This window comes from Pedobacter cryoconitis, assembly GCF_014200605.1.
Lineage (GTDB): Bacteria > Bacteroidota > Bacteroidia > Sphingobacteriales > Sphingobacteriaceae > Pedobacter > Pedobacter cryoconitis_B.
Genome location: NZ_JACHCE010000002.1, coordinates 549,859 through 565,177, shown reverse-complemented (window position 1 = coordinate 565,177; position 15,319 = coordinate 549,859). Strand labels below are relative to the sequence as shown.

Sequence of the window (15,319 nt, the reverse complement as noted above, 5' to 3'; positions counted from 1 at the left end):
ACGAATTATCCGGCATTATCTGTAACGAGAATTATTTCAGGATCACTTATTGCAAAAGTTTTACGGTGATATGGAGTAAGCCCGTGAAGCAAAGCTGCCGAACGGTGAACTTTAGTAGGATAACCTTTATTCTGCTGCCACTGATAAGCTGGGAATTGTGCAGAAAGATTGTCCATGTACTCATCACGGTGTGTTTTCGCCAGTATAGAAGCGGCAGCAATATTCAAATATTTACCATCTCCTTTAACAATACAACTATGCGGAATATCAGGATATGTTTTAAAACGGTTTCCATCTATACTTAAATATCCTGGCTGAACAACCAGTTGTTCAATGGCCCTGTGCATAGCCAGAAATGAAGCATTCAGGATATTAATTTCATCTATTTCGTTGTTATCAACAATTCCTACAGCCCACGCTACAGCTTCTTTTTCAATAATATGTCTTAAAGCTACCCGCTGTTTATGTGTTAATTTTTTGGAGTCATTCAACTCTCCGGCAGTAAAGTCGAGCGGTAAAATTACTGCGGCCGCGTAAACAGGTCCGGCTAAACAACCTCTGCCGGCTTCATCACAACCCGCTTCTAAAAATTCTTGTTGAAAACAGTTCAATAACATATCGGGCAAAGTTAAAGGAATTTTTTAAACCAGTGTACCTGGAGATTTCACTTTAAAAGCGTCGCTCAGGCCTATCGCCATCAGGTTAAAGGCATAAACGGTTAACATAATAGCCATTCCCGGTAAAATAGCCAGATAGGCTGCATCCATGACAATATATCCGTAATTTTCTTTAATCATTCCACCCCAGCCCGGCATAGGCGGCTGTGCACCAAAACCCAGAAAACTCAATCCTGTTTCGAGCAGAATAGCGGAAGCAAAATTGGCAGAAGCGATCACCAGTACAGGCCCTGCGATATTTGGCAGGATATGCCGCATAAGTATCCGCGATGCCGGAAAACCCAATGCTCTTGCGGCTTCTACAAATTCAGCTTCTTTAAGTGCCATCACCTGTCCACGGACTAATCTGGCTACATCTACCCAGGTGGATAAACCTACAGCAATAAAGATCTGCCAGAAACCTTTTCCTAAAGCAAAAGAGATCGCAATAACCAATAATAAGGAAGGTAATGACCAGATCACATTCATCAGCCAGCTAACAGCCGAATCTGTAATTCCACCAAAATAGCCTGCCATAGCTCCCAGACTTAAGCCGATACTCATGGAGATCAGTACAGCCATTAAACCTACGGAAAGAGAAACACGGATACCCAGAATTAAACGGCTTAACAGATCTCTGCCATAACCATCTGTACCCAACCAGAATGTTTGCTGAAAAATATGGGTTTTAAGATATCCCTGGTGGTCTGCAGGAAGCGAAATACTGCTTTCTGCGGCCTCTTCATCATCACCGATATATTCTTTGATCCATAATTTGCTGCCAGCAACCCTATAATCCGTAATAGGAATACTTTTGAATTCAGCTTCCTGCCCGAATAGCATTTTTTTCAGGAAACTGACCTTTTTAAAATCGGGATTATAACTGATTACCAGAAACTGAAATGACCTGCCCGGCTTTTTATTGCTTAATTGCAAATGCATCGTATTCGCCATTGGCGTCTGATCTGGTGTAATCAGATAACCTAAAAGCCCCATGACCAATAACAGCAGAATAAATATTAATCCCCCAACGGCAGGTTTATTTCTCTTAAACCTGACCCATATTCTTTTTGAGGGGCTAACACTTTCTTCCATTATTTAACCATTCTGCCTTTCCAGTTATACTTACCCGAATTACCGGCAATACCAATATAGATGATATAAAGGACATGAAGCACATTAAGTACAGGTAATAATACCATCAGGCTTCTCCTTTTAGCGAATTTAGTCACATCCATCAGGAATATAAACTCTACAATGATTTTTAAGAGCAATTGCACAAGGGCAATCTTAAGGAAGCCGATAAAGAACAGGCCAACCAGCAGGTTCAACAGGATACTTACATTAAAGAACCAGATAAATACACCCAGTACAATGATAGATTTATTTTTATAACGTGTACTTTTTGAAGCCCAGCGTTTGCGTTGCTGTATAAATTCTCCCAGATTAGGTTTGGCATGGGTATAAACCATTGCATCAGAATTTCTCAGAAAACCGATGCGGTTATCATAACGGGCAGCAATTTTATGCAGTAACAATTCATCATCTCCAGAAGCCAGATCATCTATGCCCTGAAAACCACCTACCTCGTAAAAAGCTGCTTTTTCATAAGCTAAATTAGCGCCGTTGCAGGTAGAAGGTTTTTTGTTCCCTATTGTCGAGGCTCCCAAACCAATCAGGTAAAGAAATTCCAGTGATTGTGCCCTTTCGAAAAAACTTTTCTCTTCATCATAGGCCACAGGCGATGAAATCATTTTATATTGTTTCTCTTCATAAAACGCAATGATCGTTTTAAGCCATGATGTTCCCATCCGGCAATCCGCATCTGTGGTAATAATCAGATCTCCGGTAGCTTGTCCGATAGCTGTCTGAATAGCCTTTTTCTTATAAGAATTTAATGCCTGATTTTCTTTCAGAGAGATCAGTTTTACTCCTGATGAAGTATATGATTTAACGATTTCTGCCATATTATCTGTCGAATGGTCATCAATAAATATGATTTCAGTCAACGCCTTGTTATAATCCTGAGCAAGCAGGGCTTCAATAGTCCGGTGAATGTTTTCAGCTTCATTACGGGCAGCGATGATAATCGAAACAGCTGTAGAACCTGTAGTCTGTTTATATTTAAATGATATCAGTTTATGCCACCCCCTGATAAATCCGGCAACGACAAGAAGATATATAATGGTTAAAAATGCAGACAGGTAACTAACGACGCTTAAGACTTCCAAAAAAATTTAATTTAAAAACAAAATATGAACCTAATATAGCAGGAATAATAATATTTATCAGCCAGATACTTGCCGTACATGCAATCACAGCGACATCCTGTTTGGTTACAAAGCTAAAAAAATAAGACGCAGTTGCACTTCTTATCCCAATATCAAATAAATCAAGAGATGGTAAGGTCGATTGTACAAAAAACAGGATACAAACCATCATTAGTATGTCGAGGTAATGAATATCGGCAATCAGCCAGTAAAACATAATAAAGTACTGCGTACTGAATACAACATAACGCGCCAGGCAAAACATAAGTATCTGAAAAAGCTCTTTCTTATGGTAACGTCCAAGAATACTATAAAACTTCTTGTACTTCCTGGTAAAACGCATCGAAAGCAATAGTCCGTTTAACCAGCGGATATTGAAAAAGAAAATCAGGAAAAACAGGCAGAACATGGCAGCCAGGACTATAATTGCATAGTTAAGCCGGTAATCCAGATCAAGAAAACGAAGTAAGAAGATACATAAAGCTATCGCACCGAAAATATTGGTCAGTACCATCTGTCCGATATTCCCCACTGCCATAGCCACTACTCCTATAATTCTGCGTTTAGGGGAAAGGAAAAACACCCTCCCGCCATATTCACCTAATCTGTTTGGTGTAAAAATAGCCAGTGTTAAACCGCAAAAGACAGATTCAATGGATTGCCATACGCTTAATTTTTCAATTTGCCGGAGTAACCGCTTCCATTTGAGTGCTTCAAGCCCCCAGTTGACCAGCATAAGTAAAAGAACCAATGAAATTACCGCAGTAATTTCTATGCGCGGGATGGTGGATATGATATCCCTGAATTTTTCAAGGTTCTGGTTGGAGGTAAGTTTATGATAGATGAACCAGAATGCAAAAGCAACAATTGTTACTTTAATAGCATAGGAAAATATACGTTTATATTCAGATCTCAAATTATCGTTTCTTTTATATTGTGCAAATATGCTTAATATTGTTCTATGTTGGCTAAAAAAAAGGAGAGGGTAATCATGGGTATCGACCCGGGAACTGCCGTGATGGGTTATGGTGTAATCTTAGAGAAGGGGAGCAAAATAGAACTGATTGCAATGGGCATAGTCAAGATGAATCATTTGGATGATCATTTTTTAAAGCTCCAGCGCATTTTTGCCAAAACAGTTGGCCTGGTAGAACAATATAAACCAGATGTGATGGCATTAGAGGCTCCGTTTTACGGAAAAAACATACAGGTGATGCTTAAACTAGGCAGGGCGCAGGGAATCTGTATGGCAGCCGCCCTGTCAAGGGATGTGCCGATTACTGAATATGCACCAAGAAAAATCAAACAGTCTATTACGGGCAACGGAAGCGCCGGAAAAGAACAGGTTGCCGCGATGCTGCAAAGACTGCTGAATTTCAAAGAAACCCCAGAGTTTCTTGATGCTACAGATGGACTGGCAGTTGCGGTGTGCCATTCTTTCCAGAGGGTATCCACAAGCGGCAACGGGAAATCTTATTCAGGATGGGATGCTTTTGCAAAAGACAATCAGAAAAGAGTTAAATAATAGTACATTTGAGTTTTAATCAATTACAATTTTGGATAATAATATATCAAGACTGACCCTATTTAATCCCAGCAAATTACGCACATTATTATCCCTGGGATTTAAAGGATACTTAGCAGATGTGGGCTGGTTCAAAGCCCGGGAAACAAAATCAGCTGTAGACGAACATGGAGAACCAATTCCATGGGTAACTTACTCCTTTATTGACTTCATTAAGGACAGAATCGGTAAACAACATGATATATTTGAGTTTGGCTGTGGAAACTCAACCTTGTTTTATGCAAAACATGCCAAATCAGTGACCTCTGTAGAACATGACAAAGCCTGGTTTGAAAGAAATGCAAATATCAAACTACCTAATGTAAAAATGATCTACTGCGAACTGGTTCGTGGAGGAGATTATTCTAAGAGCGCTGTTACGACTGAACAGAAGTTTAACATCATTATTGTTGATGGCAGAGACCGTGTAAACTGCTGTAAAGAATCTATATTATCTCTTACTGAAAATGGTATAATTGTATTGGATAATTCTGAACGTCCGGATTATGCTGAGGCTTTTACTTTTTTTAAAGAAAAAGGATTTAAGCATTTACCTTTTACAGGAATGAGTCCTGGAGTAACTACTTTCAACCGCACTTCTGTATTTTACAAAAGCAATAACTGTTTAGGGATTTAATTATAAAATCCTGTGCCATAAAAAAGCCTTCTGCAAATTATTTGCAGAAGGCTTTTTCTTTGGAGAAGCGATTTGAAATTAATCAGTTTCTTTTATTTTCTGGAATTATGAACCTAGGATTTTGAATACTGCTTTGCAGCAAATAAATGCACCAAGGAATAATACGATCCATGATACCAGAGATAAAGTAGTTGAGTCAAATGCGAAACGCAAATAAACTCCTAACATGCTCACAACGATACCCGCAACCAATAATTTATATATTGATGTTTGATTTGCATTTTGCATGCTTTTAGTATTGTGTTTTGGCGTTTGCTCCATTTTTTTATTTTTTAATTCTGTTGCAAAATTAATATTATTCCAACAAAAAAAGCATGTTCAACTAAGAATTTATTGAATTAAGTTCAAAAGGCTGTCAGAGGCTGTTCAGGTCTGAATACTCAGCTTATTTAGCGCTCTTAATAACTTTTCAGCCCCTCAATTCTTTGCTGAGCTCTTTGTGTTTCATTCAGGTGTTCACCTTTATACAATAATTTCTCCCAGTCACCATACATCGGGTTAGGTAAGACGATGAAGTGATTCCCAAATTCCTGCTGCGCTTTATCTACTTCTTCTTTTGTATTTTTTCCCTCTCTGTAAAAGACATTGGAAAAATCACTTAAGTTGTCACCGCAAAGCAGCAGGACATTGTATTTCCCCAATACCTGCTGTCTGCGTGGTTCCTTATCAGAAGTACCCTGTTTAACCACTAAATGCGCGTCGTCAGCGTAAGGAAAACCTAAACGCTGTAAGTTAGATAAAGTTGCTTTATAGTCTGCCTGATCACGGTTAGTGATATAAAATGTCTCTACATTTTGGGTCTGTGCATATTTTAAAAATCCTAATGCACCAGGTACGGTATCAGCTGCTGCTTTAGCAGTCCACTCCGACCAGTCTTTAGCTGCATAACTTAAACCCTTTTGAATCTCATGTCCCTGAAAAGGAGAATTATCTAAAACTGTTTCATCTATATCAACAACCACACAATTAGGTTTTGAAGCATCAGCACCTTTTAAACGCTCCTGTAAGGACAGTTTAGCGAAGTTATAGGCCTGGAAAGATAATGCTCTGTATTCTCCTGAATGCTGCTGCCATGCGACAGCAATCGTATAATCTTTTGCGGCCTGGGCAGCTGGATTAGTCTGTGCAATTAAATCTAGAGGAAGCAGAAAAGTTAATGCGACCTGGAAAAAGAATTTTGTCATGATGTAAATGTTTGTGCAAAATTAATTATTCAAATTCCCCAAAACGTTGTTTATATGTAAAAAGGCCGTTATCATTAGATAACGGCCTTTCCTTTATAACTTAAACGGGAATATTATCCGTTCAATGCTGCAGCACCACTTACAATCTCTGTAAGCTCTGTAGTAATTGCAGCCTGACGTGCCTGGTTGTATGAAAGTTTTAATGCTTTCAACAGGTCTCCTGCGTTTTCTGTTGCTTTATCCATTGAAGTCATCCTTGCTCCGTGTTCTGAAGCATGAGAATCCAATACCGCTTTGAATAACTGAATCTTGATTGACTTAGGGATTAATTCTTTTACAATTTCCTCTTGTGAAGGCTCAAGAATATAATCTACCTGATGCTGATTAGTTTCTTCTGCTTTTTCGTTTTGTGGTAAAGGCAATAACTGTTCAGTAGTTAAAATCTGTACAGCAGCGTTCTTGAAACGGTTATAAACTAATTCTACTCTGTCGTACTCACCGTTTTTAAATCCGGCCATGATAGAATCAGTAATTTTAGTTACGTTTTCAAAAGTTAATGCAGCATAAACATCATTGTTATTTCCAATCACGTTGTAGTTTCTTTTCTCGTAAAAATCCTGAGATTTCTTACCAATAGCTACGATACTTACATTACCATTTTTATACTGCTCACTGTATTTCTCTGAGATCAGGTTATTAGTTGCCTTGATTACATTCATATTGAATGCACCAGCCAGACCACGGTTTGAAGATACAACTACGATTAATACCTTATTAGGCTCGCGTTCTTCGATATATGGTGATGAAGATCCTTCCAGGTTGGCAGAAAGATTCCCTAAGATCTCTTTTAGCTTCGTAGCATACGGACGTAACTGTATAATAGCATTAGTTGCACGCTTCAGCTTAGCTGCCGAAACCATTTTCATGGCTTTGGTGATCTGCTGCGTAGACTGCACTGATGATATACGAATTCTTACTTCTTTTAAATTAGCCATTCTTTTTTAATCTTCTTTAAGCCTGTTTAAAAATTAAACAGGCTCTTTTATTTTATTTAGTATTTACCTGCTAATTCTTTAGCTACAGTTTCCAATACAGATGTAATCTCATCATCCAGTTTACCAGCTTTTAAAGCAGCTAATGTTTGTGGGTGACGTAATTCCAATTGTTGTAAATATTCAGCTTCAAATGCTCTGATTTTATTTACAGGAACTGAACGCATCAGGTTTTTAGTACCAATATAGATGATCGCAACTTGTTTCTCAACAGTCATTGGAGAGAACTGACCTTGCTTTAATATCTCAACGTTTCTTGAACCTTTATCTAATACAGATTTAGTTGCTGCATCTAAATCAGATCCGAATTTAGAGAATGCCTCTAATTCACGGTATTGAGCCTGGTCTAATTTCAAAGTACCAGCTACCTTTTTCATTGATTTAATCTGTGCGTTACCACCAACACGTGATACCGAGATACCTACGTTGATCGCCGGACGTACACCTGCGTTAAATAAGTTAGATTCTAAGAAGATCTGTCCGTCAGTAATCGAAATTACGTTAGTTGGGATATAAGCAGAAACGTCACCCGCCTGAGTTTCGATAATAGGTAATGCAGTTAATGAACCACCACCTTTAACGATACCTTTCAGAGATTCAGGTAAATCATTCATCGCTTGTGCGATCTCATCGTTAGAGTTGATTTTAGCAGCACGCTCTAATAAACGGCTGTGCAGATAAAATACGTCTCCAGGATAAGCCTCACGTCCCGGTGGACGACGAAGTAATAAAGATACCTCACGGTAAGCTACTGCCTGTTTAGATAAATCATCATAAACGATCAGTGCCGGACGACCTGTATCACGGAAGTACTCTCCAATTGCTGCACCAGAGAATGGAGCATAAAACTGCAATGGAGCAGGATCTGCAGCTGAAGCCGAAACCACTACTGTATAAGCCATTGCACCATTCTCTTCAAGAGTACGCACAACGTTTGCTACAGTACTTGCTTTCTGACCACAAGCAACATATATACATAAAACAGGATTACCTGCTTCATAAAATTCTTTTTGATTGATGATTGTATCAATACAAACAGCACTCTTACCTGTCTGACGGTCACCAATAACCAGCTCACGCTGACCACGGCCGATAGGAATCATTGCATCAATAGCTTTGATACCTGTTTGAAGAGGCTCATTAACTGGCTGACGGTAGATTACACCAGGAGCTTTACGTTCGATTGGCATTTCGTAAGTCTGACCAATGATTGGTCCCTTACCGTCGATAGGTTCACCTAATGTATTAACTACACGGCCTAACATACCTTCACCAACTTTAATAGAGGCAATTTTTTTAGTACGTTTAATTGTATCACCTTCTTTAATAGTGCTTGACGGGCCTAATAAAACCACACCAACATTATCTTCTTCAAGGTTCAAAACAATACCCTGCAAGCCTGTTTCAAATTCAACTAGCTCACCTGATTGAACTTTAGTCAAACCATAAACACGGGCAATACCATCACCCACTTGTAATACGGTACCAACTTCTTCAAGTTCGGCTTCTGATTTAAAGCCCGACAATTGTTGCCTGATAATTGCCGATACTTCGTCTGGTCTTACCTCTACCATAATTTTATATTATTTCTTTTGTAATTCTGTATATTGTTATCGGATCTAAACCACGCCGTGGGCCAATTCCTTTTTTAGTTTATTTAGACTACCAGCAATACTGGCATCAAATTGTTTGTCGCCAACCTTTAAGATAAAACCACCGATTAATTTATCGCTGATCTTTTCCTGGATAATTACCTGGTTTGCGCCAATTTCTTTTTTAACCACGCTGATAATCTCTGCTTTATTTGCATCGGTTAGTGCTATAGCTGATAATACTTCGGCAGTTACAATACCTTTGAGTGTATTGTATTGTCTTACGAATGCTTTAGTAGTATCAAATAAAATAGCAGCACGACCTTTACTGACAAGCAGTTTCAGATAAGAACGGGTAATTGCGTGAACGCTTTTACCGAAAACTCCATCCAAAATCGAATATTTTTTATCCAGAGTAATAACAGGGTTTTGAAGAATCGCCTCAAGCTCACTGTTTTGATCAATAACCTGCTCAATAAGCACCATATCATTTTTCATTTCTTCCAGTGCATTTTGCTCTGTAGAAAGATCAATTAATGATTTGGCGTATCTTGATGCTGCTTTATTTTCTGACATGTTAATTTAATTTGTGGGCAGGGAATTAGTTCAATTCAATATCTTTCAATAAACCAGCAACAAAATCCTGTTGCTTAGCTTTATCAGCTAACTGATTGCGCAATACGCGTTCAGCGATATCAATTGATAATGATGAAACCTGATCTTTCAATTCAGCCAATGCAGCTTTCTTTTGATTCTCAATTTCAATTCTTGCTTTTTCGATTAATTTAGCTCCTTCAGTATGTGCCTGATGTTTAGCCTCATTAACGATTGAATCTTTTAACGTTTTTGCTTCTTTCAGCATTAAGTCTCTTTCTGCACGGGCTTCTTTCATAGACTCCTCGTTTTGTGCAGCCAAGCGTACCATTTCCTGTTTCGCCAATTCAGCTTTATTTAAAGCTTCATCGATATTATGCTCACGTTCTTTAATAGCCGCTAATACAGGTTTCCATGCAAATTTGGCCAAAACAAACATCAACAATAGAAATGCTATTGTCTGAAAAACAACTAAACCAATTTCCGGTACTAATAATTCCATCTAAGTATATATATTAAATCTTTATTTCTTAAATCACAGTATGTACTTTGCAGCAATCCTGCAAAGTACATGACCATTTTTTTTAGTTGGCAATTAATGCAACAACTACTGCGAAAAGAGCAACCGCTTCAACGAAAGCAGCAGCGATTAACATCGCAGTTTGAATTTTAGAGGCTGCTTCAGGTTGACGAGCAATACCTTCCATAGCTGAACTACCGATTTTTCCGATACCTACACCTGCACCAATAGCAGCTAATCCAGCACCAATTGCAGCAATACTTCCTGTAATCATGATTATATATATTAATTGTTGTTAAAAAATTCTATTAATGGTGTTCTTCTATCGCCATTCCAATGAAAAGCGCAGATAACATGGTAAAAATAAACGCTTGTATAAAAGCAACAAGCAATTCGATTGCTCCGATAAATAAAGCAAATGGAACCGATACTACGGAAACATATACAGAATTAAACACGAAGATCAATCCGATCAGTGATAACATTAAAATGTGACCAGCAGTAATATTTGCGAATAAACGTATAGCAAGAGCGATAGGCTTTGTAAATACACCAATGATCTCAACCGGTACCAATACAACATATAACCACCATGGTACATCAGGTGTAAAAATGTGTTTCCAGTAATACTTATTACCGTTGGTTACTACAATGATTAAAGTGATCACAGCCAATACTGCAGTAACTGCGATATTTCCTGTTAAGTTAGCTCCTCCCGGAAGGAAAGGAATCAGACCCAGCATATTGTTAAACCAGATAAAGAAAAACACAGTTAGCAGGTATGGCATAAAGCGCTCATACTTGTGACCTAAGTTTGGTCTTGCGATATCATCTCTTACAAATAAAATAAGAGGCTCAATCCATGACTGTAATCCTTTTGGTGATTTACCTTTTCTTTTTTTGTATCCGTTGGCCACATTTAAGAAGACCAGCAGCATCACTACTACAGATAGTAATAAGGTACATACGTTCTTGGTTACTGAGAAATCAAGAGGACGTGCATTTTTTGCATGATGATTTGCATCAAGCTCTACATATTCTCCTTCTGCATTTGCAGTTTCAGAAGCATAGTATATCTTTTCATGCAATTTCACAAAACGCTGACCGGCACGCTCAATTACTAATTTCGCTTCATCATCTCCATGAAACTCATCAGAATTAAAACTTACCAATCCACCTTGTGTATACAAAATGACAGGCAGGCCAATAAAAGTGTCACCGATTACATGCCAGCTATGCGAATCCGCAATGTGGTGTAAGGCGAACTTACCTAAATTGAACTTTTTCTCAGCCTCTGGTTCGGCGTGAGCGGTTACGGTTGCTTTCGATGTGTCTTCCTGCGCATATAACAGGGGTGTTACAAAGAATAACGCTAAAAAAAGCGTAAAAACAAGGGTTAACCTATTAACTTTAAAATCAAAAACGTGGCTACAATCCATTTACTGGCAGATTTTTACTTATTATTTTGGTGGCGCAAGTTACATAACAGCGAGTATATTTCAAAGAAGCTGAACAATAAATATAAAGAAAAAAAGTTGAGCGCGAAAACCAACCCCTTTTCTTTAGTGTTCAGGCTGTAAATCAGGACAAAAGCCATAGAAAATATCATTTTCAAAACAATCGACCCCATAATAGCCATTATACCTGTCTCAGGATCCATTTTTATCCCCAGATAAGCCATTATATAAGCTATATAGGTAAGCCCGCCAATAAAACCAAACAGTAACCAGAACTTATTTGCAAGCAAAGGAACTTTTGGAAATAATACAGGTAAGGCAAAAGCTACCCCGGCAAGGAGCAGCGAATAGATGAGATAGTACAACGTAAACTTTAAAATACTCAAAATACTTTTTTTTTGACAAAAGTATTAAAATTAACAGAGAATATAACTGCTACTCTTTACTATTCAGTTGTCTGATAACCTGATAAAGTGAAATGACCACACCAGAAAGACCAAGCAATGCAGTAAAAATCAGCTTTTCACTATTTCTATAATTATCAATTTTATATCCCACAAAGGCAAATACACCAATAGTGGCCAGCATCTGAAAGCCAATTCCAGTATACTTTATAAAATTTGTTGCTTTTTTATCCTTCTGTGGATCGCTCATAGTAAAAAATTAATAATTTGCATAGAAATATTGATGAATAAAATATTTTTGCATACATTCTAACATATTTTAAATGTTGACTCAAACCACTTATTTGAAGAATCTCAGACGCTCCGATTTGAAACTGTTATTATTCTTCCTGGGAAGCTCTTTCTTAGTGGCTTGCAGTACCCCTAAAGATACGGCAACGAGCAGGGCAATGCAAAATTTAACTGCGCGTTATAACTATATCTATAATGCCAATGTTATACTCAATAATTATGAAGAAGAGTCATATAATTCATATATAGACAATTATAGTGATGTTTTACCGGTATATACCGATCCGGAGAAATTCAGTTCGGAAACCGTCCTTCATCCTCCTGCCAATGACAGGGCACTGGATGCTATCGTCAAAAAATCAAGGGCAATTATCGCAGACAAAGCTTTTAGCAATTATATAGACGATGCCTATCTGTTACTGGGTAAAGCCTATTATCTTAAAACTAACTATTTTATTGCTGAAGAATATTTCGACTATACAGCAAAAACATATACTAAAGATATGAATGTGCTGGTTACTGCACAGAACTGGAAAGCAAGAAGCCTGATGCAGCTCAATAATATGGACGATGCTGCGATTATCCTTGATACTGTTTATGATAACCTGGCCCTGATCAAAAAAAAGCGGTCTGAGCCTATGGCGACCATTGCCCAGTCTTATATTTATCAGAACAGATATAATGATGCTATTCCTATACTGGAAAATGCAGTGAAAGAAAGTCAGCTTCACCGTAACCGTATCCGCTGGACTTATATACTTGCCCAGCTCTATGAAAGACAGAAAAAATATCAGCAGGCATTAGCGCTTTATACCAAAGTACAAAAAAGCAATGCCGGTTTTGAGTTATATTTTAATGCCAATCTGAACAGGATCAAAATTACCGGTATATTAAATGGAGAACATTTAAACCGCAAAAAGCAATTGCTTGCGCTGTTGAAAGATGATAAAAACCTGGACTATCATGATCAGATTTATTATCAGATTGCAGAAGATTATGCAGAAGAAGATAATATCCCCGAAGCAGAAAAATACTATAAGTTATCAATACGGAACAGTACAAAGAATAACTATCAGAAAGGGTTGTCTTATCTGAGGATGGCAGATCTAAATTTCAATAAACATAAAGACTTCCTGAAAGCAAAATCATACTATGACAGTACGGTTAATACACTGCCTAAAAACTATCCCGGATATGCACAAATCTTAAAGAAAAGCCAGAACCTGGAATATATTACCGACAGATATGCTGTAATCGCTTTCCAGGATACTTTGCAAATGCTCGCCAAATTACCCGAAGCAGGCCGTCTGGCCAAAATCAAAAAACTGACAGCGATTAAAGTAACCCCTGTGGCAACCAATTCAGGAGCTTTTAGAAATGACCTTTTTCCAGATGCACAAAGACGTAATAGCCTTGGTGGAGCAGCACAGACAGCAAGTTCATTTTATTTCAGTAACGCAGCTGCATTAAGCAGGGGCCTTAGTGATTTCCAGACCAAATGGGGCAATAGAAAACTAGAAGATAACTGGCGCCAAAGTATCAAATCATCTTCACAAACCACGAGTGAAAGTATTGCTAAAGTAGAAAACGACGGTTATCCGACGGATAAGATCGGAGCTGAAAAATTAATAGCTGACAAAGACACTACCGGAAAACATTATTTGGCCGCTATCCCGCTAACCCCGGATGCTGTGGCTGCTTCAAATGGCAAAATCATTGATGCTTATTATGAAATTGCAAGCTTTTATCAGCAGGAACTGGATGATCAGCCGGAGGCTATCCGTATTTATCAATTAATACTAAGCCGGTTCCCGGATAATAATCACCTGGGTTCTATTTACTATAGTTTATACCTGGCCTCTAAAAAATCAGATCCTGCAAGTGCAGCCAAATATAAAGCACTGGTATTGGAGAAGTTTCCCGCAAGCATATATGCAAAAACCCTTCTTGATCCTGATTACTCTATGAAACAATCAGATCTTGAAGCAGCAGGTATTAAGAAATATAACCAGGTATTTGAGCTTTATGAAGGCAAAGCATTCCCGTCGGTAATTACAGAAGTTAACTCAACGATCCGCCAATCTCCTGCTGCCCTGATTAACCCGCAACTCAGTTATCTGCGCGCAATAGCTATAGGAAGAACACAGTCTATTGATAGTTTAACTGCTGCTTTTAAATCGATCACCAGCACTTATCCGGATGATAAATTAATTGTGCCCTTAGTCAAAGATCACCTGGCTTATATTGCCACTCACCAGGATGAATTCCGTAAAAGAAGAGTTGCCTTACCAGATTTTGATCCGGCCGAGCCCCGTTTCTTTACTTCTGCACCAGTGGCAGAGAAAATTGTTCCGGTTGCTGCGCAGCCAGATCTTCAGCCGATTGTACAGCCGGCAAAAGAGAAACCAGTTGCTGTTGTTCAACAGCCAGTGACCAAACCGGTTATTCAACCAGTAGTGCAGCCAGCAATAACCCAGGAAGCAATCGTCAAAGAAACACCTGTTAACCCTGTCAATAAACCCGTAACTGATCCGGTTACCCCTGTTGTCACTACTGCCGTTGCTGAAACAAAACCAGTAATTGAAACACCAGTTCCAGCCATTACAATGCCTGTCACAAGTCCAACTGCTCCTGTAAAATTAGCAGAGTCACCTGTACCGGCTCCGGTCAAAGACAAAATATTCAGTACAGATATTTCTAAAGTCTATTATTTTGTGGTCGATGTTGCAGATGCCAGCTTAACCCTAAGCTCTTCACGTTTTGGTATCGGGCAGTTTAACCGCGGAAACTTCCCCGGAGCTGGTTTGAAACATCAATTAACAGAATTTGACAATGACCAACTGATATATGTTGGGAACTTTCTTAGTTTTGCAGAAGCAAAAAGTTACGCTGACGGAATAACTCCTCAATTAAAACAGATTATGAAAGTGCCTGCTGGTATTTACAGCAGCTTCATTATCAGTAAGGAGAATTTCGAAAAGCTCCGGAACAAGGAGTTGGTAACTAAGTATTTAGATTTCTACAAAAACAATTACTAA

Annotated in this window: 17 protein-coding genes; 3 read left to right on the top strand and 14 right to left on the bottom strand. The window is 38.4% G+C overall.

From position 1 onward, the window contains the following. Window positions 1-5 precede the first annotated feature (5 nt). The 4 genes from HDE68_RS08550 to HDE68_RS08535 are packed head-to-tail and all read right to left on the bottom strand — an operon-like array spanning window position 6 to window position 3,842. Window positions 6-617 carry a ribonuclease HII gene (locus tag HDE68_RS08550; RefSeq protein ID WP_183880922.1) on the bottom strand — a complete coding sequence of 204 codons (612 nt, stop codon included), beginning with the start codon at window positions 615-617 and terminating at the stop codon, window positions 6-8. Between the two features lie 24 nt (window positions 618-641). Further along, complete coding sequence (locus HDE68_RS08545; protein WP_183880920.1) at window positions 642-1,751, bottom strand: ABC transporter permease; 1,110 nt, start codon at window positions 1,749-1,751, stop codon at window positions 642-644. Then, complete coding sequence (locus tag HDE68_RS08540) at window positions 1,751-2,887, bottom strand: glycosyltransferase family 2 protein (RefSeq protein WP_183880918.1); 1,137 nt, start codon at window positions 2,885-2,887, stop codon at window positions 1,751-1,753. Before HDE68_RS08540 ends, HDE68_RS08545 begins: the two co-directional genes overlap by 1 nt. Beyond that, a complete protein-coding gene (locus HDE68_RS08535) occupies window positions 2,865-3,842 on the bottom strand; it encodes a lysylphosphatidylglycerol synthase domain-containing protein (protein ID WP_183880916.1) in 978 nt (325 codons plus the stop codon). Before HDE68_RS08535 ends, HDE68_RS08540 begins: the two co-directional genes overlap by 23 nt. 45 nt (window positions 3,843-3,887) lie before the next feature. Here HDE68_RS08535 and ruvC point away from each other — a divergent pair, with 45 nt between their 5' ends. After that, window positions 3,888-4,451, top strand: a complete 564-nt coding sequence (gene ruvC, locus HDE68_RS08530; protein ID WP_183880914.1) for a crossover junction endodeoxyribonuclease RuvC — start codon at window positions 3,888-3,890, stop codon at window positions 4,449-4,451. Between the two features lie 31 nt (window positions 4,452-4,482). After that, window positions 4,483-5,127, top strand: coding sequence for an FkbM family methyltransferase (locus tag HDE68_RS08525; RefSeq protein ID WP_183880913.1), 645 nt, complete (start codon window positions 4,483-4,485; stop codon window positions 5,125-5,127). Window positions 5,128-5,232: 105 nt separating this feature from the next. Here the strand turns inward: HDE68_RS08525 and HDE68_RS08520 are convergent, their stop codons facing one another. The 10 genes from HDE68_RS08520 to HDE68_RS08475 all read right to left on the bottom strand — a co-directional run bounded on the left by HDE68_RS08520 (window position 5,233) and on the right by HDE68_RS08475 (window position 12,240). Beyond that, entirely contained in the window at window positions 5,233-5,448 is a 216-nt protein-coding gene (locus tag HDE68_RS08520) for a hypothetical protein (RefSeq protein WP_084359345.1), read from the bottom strand. Between the two features lie 137 nt (window positions 5,449-5,585). Next, the gene (locus tag HDE68_RS08515; protein ID WP_183880912.1) at window positions 5,586-6,371 is read right to left on the bottom strand and encodes a 5'-nucleotidase, lipoprotein e(P4) family; all 786 of its coding nucleotides are present in this window, start codon (window positions 6,369-6,371) and stop codon (window positions 5,586-5,588) included. A gap of 113 nt (window positions 6,372-6,484) precedes the next feature. Further along, complete coding sequence (gene atpG / locus HDE68_RS08510) at window positions 6,485-7,366, bottom strand: ATP synthase F1 subunit gamma (protein WP_183880911.1); 882 nt, start codon at window positions 7,364-7,366, stop codon at window positions 6,485-6,487. A 56-nt stretch (window positions 7,367-7,422) separates the two neighbouring features. Then, window positions 7,423-8,997 carry a F0F1 ATP synthase subunit alpha gene (gene atpA / locus HDE68_RS08505; protein ID WP_183880910.1) on the bottom strand — a complete coding sequence of 525 codons (1,575 nt, stop codon included), beginning with the start codon at window positions 8,995-8,997 and terminating at the stop codon, window positions 7,423-7,425. A 45-nt stretch (window positions 8,998-9,042) separates the two neighbouring features. Then, the gene (gene atpH / locus HDE68_RS08500; protein ID WP_183880909.1) at window positions 9,043-9,591 is read right to left on the bottom strand and encodes an ATP synthase F1 subunit delta; all 549 of its coding nucleotides are present in this window, start codon (window positions 9,589-9,591) and stop codon (window positions 9,043-9,045) included. Window positions 9,592-9,616: 25 nt separating this feature from the next. Next, window positions 9,617-10,111: a F0F1 ATP synthase subunit B gene (gene atpF, locus HDE68_RS08495; RefSeq protein ID WP_183880908.1), complete on the bottom strand. Its 495-nt coding sequence runs from the start codon at window positions 10,109-10,111 to the stop codon at window positions 9,617-9,619. A gap of 82 nt (window positions 10,112-10,193) precedes the next feature. Further along, window positions 10,194-10,400 (bottom strand): ATP synthase F0 subunit C, encoded by a 207-nt coding sequence (gene atpE / locus HDE68_RS08490; RefSeq protein ID WP_041879754.1) that lies wholly within the window; start codon window positions 10,398-10,400, stop codon window positions 10,194-10,196. Window positions 10,401-10,437: 37 nt separating this feature from the next. Beyond that, window positions 10,438-11,568 carry a F0F1 ATP synthase subunit A gene (atpB, locus tag HDE68_RS08485; RefSeq protein WP_183880906.1) on the bottom strand — a complete coding sequence of 377 codons (1,131 nt, stop codon included), beginning with the start codon at window positions 11,566-11,568 and terminating at the stop codon, window positions 10,438-10,440. A gap of 14 nt (window positions 11,569-11,582) precedes the next feature. Beyond that, window positions 11,583-11,972, bottom strand: coding sequence for a hypothetical protein (locus HDE68_RS08480; protein WP_183880904.1), 390 nt, complete (start codon window positions 11,970-11,972; stop codon window positions 11,583-11,585). 49 nt (window positions 11,973-12,021) lie between these two features. Beyond that, a complete protein-coding gene (locus tag HDE68_RS08475) occupies window positions 12,022-12,240 on the bottom strand; it encodes an AtpZ/AtpI family protein (protein ID WP_183880902.1) in 219 nt (72 codons plus the stop codon). 73 nt (window positions 12,241-12,313) lie between these two features. Between HDE68_RS08475 and HDE68_RS08470 the strand changes: the two genes are divergently transcribed. Then, window positions 12,314-15,319 carry a tetratricopeptide repeat protein gene (locus tag HDE68_RS08470; RefSeq protein WP_183880900.1) on the top strand — a complete coding sequence of 1,002 codons (3,006 nt, stop codon included), beginning with the start codon at window positions 12,314-12,316 and terminating at the stop codon, window positions 15,317-15,319.

Excerpts from the sequence above, each read along its gene's own strand:
- HDE68_RS08550 (WP_183880922.1), bottom strand. The coding sequence starts at position 617 with ATGTTATTGAACTGTTTTCAACAAGAATTTTTAGAAGCGGGTTGTGAT.
- HDE68_RS08545 (WP_183880920.1), bottom strand. The coding sequence starts at position 1,751 with ATGGAAGAAAGTGTTAGCCCCTCAAAAAGAATATGGGTCAGGTTTAAG.
- ruvC (WP_183880914.1), top strand. The coding sequence starts at position 3,888 with ATGTTGGCTAAAAAAAAGGAGAGGGTAATCATGGGTATCGACCCGGGA.
- HDE68_RS08520 (WP_084359345.1), bottom strand. The coding sequence starts at position 5,448 with ATGGAGCAAACGCCAAAACACAATACTAAAAGCATGCAAAATGCAAAT.
- HDE68_RS08515 (WP_183880912.1), bottom strand. The coding sequence starts at position 6,371 with ATGACAAAATTCTTTTTCCAGGTCGCATTAACTTTTCTGCTTCCTCTA.
- atpG (WP_183880911.1), bottom strand. The coding sequence starts at position 7,366 with ATGGCTAATTTAAAAGAAGTAAGAATTCGTATATCATCAGTGCAGTCT.
- atpA (WP_183880910.1), bottom strand. The coding sequence starts at position 8,997 with ATGGTAGAGGTAAGACCAGACGAAGTATCGGCAATTATCAGGCAACAA.
- atpH (WP_183880909.1), bottom strand. The coding sequence starts at position 9,591 with ATGTCAGAAAATAAAGCAGCATCAAGATACGCCAAATCATTAATTGAT.
- atpF (WP_183880908.1), bottom strand. The coding sequence starts at position 10,111 with ATGGAATTATTAGTACCGGAAATTGGTTTAGTTGTTTTTCAGACAATA.
- atpB (WP_183880906.1), bottom strand. The coding sequence starts at position 11,568 with ATGGATTGTAGCCACGTTTTTGATTTTAAAGTTAATAGGTTAACCCTT.
- HDE68_RS08475 (WP_183880902.1), bottom strand. The coding sequence starts at position 12,240 with ATGAGCGATCCACAGAAGGATAAAAAAGCAACAAATTTTATAAAGTAT.
- HDE68_RS08470 (WP_183880900.1), top strand. The coding sequence starts at position 12,314 with ATGTTGACTCAAACCACTTATTTGAAGAATCTCAGACGCTCCGATTTG.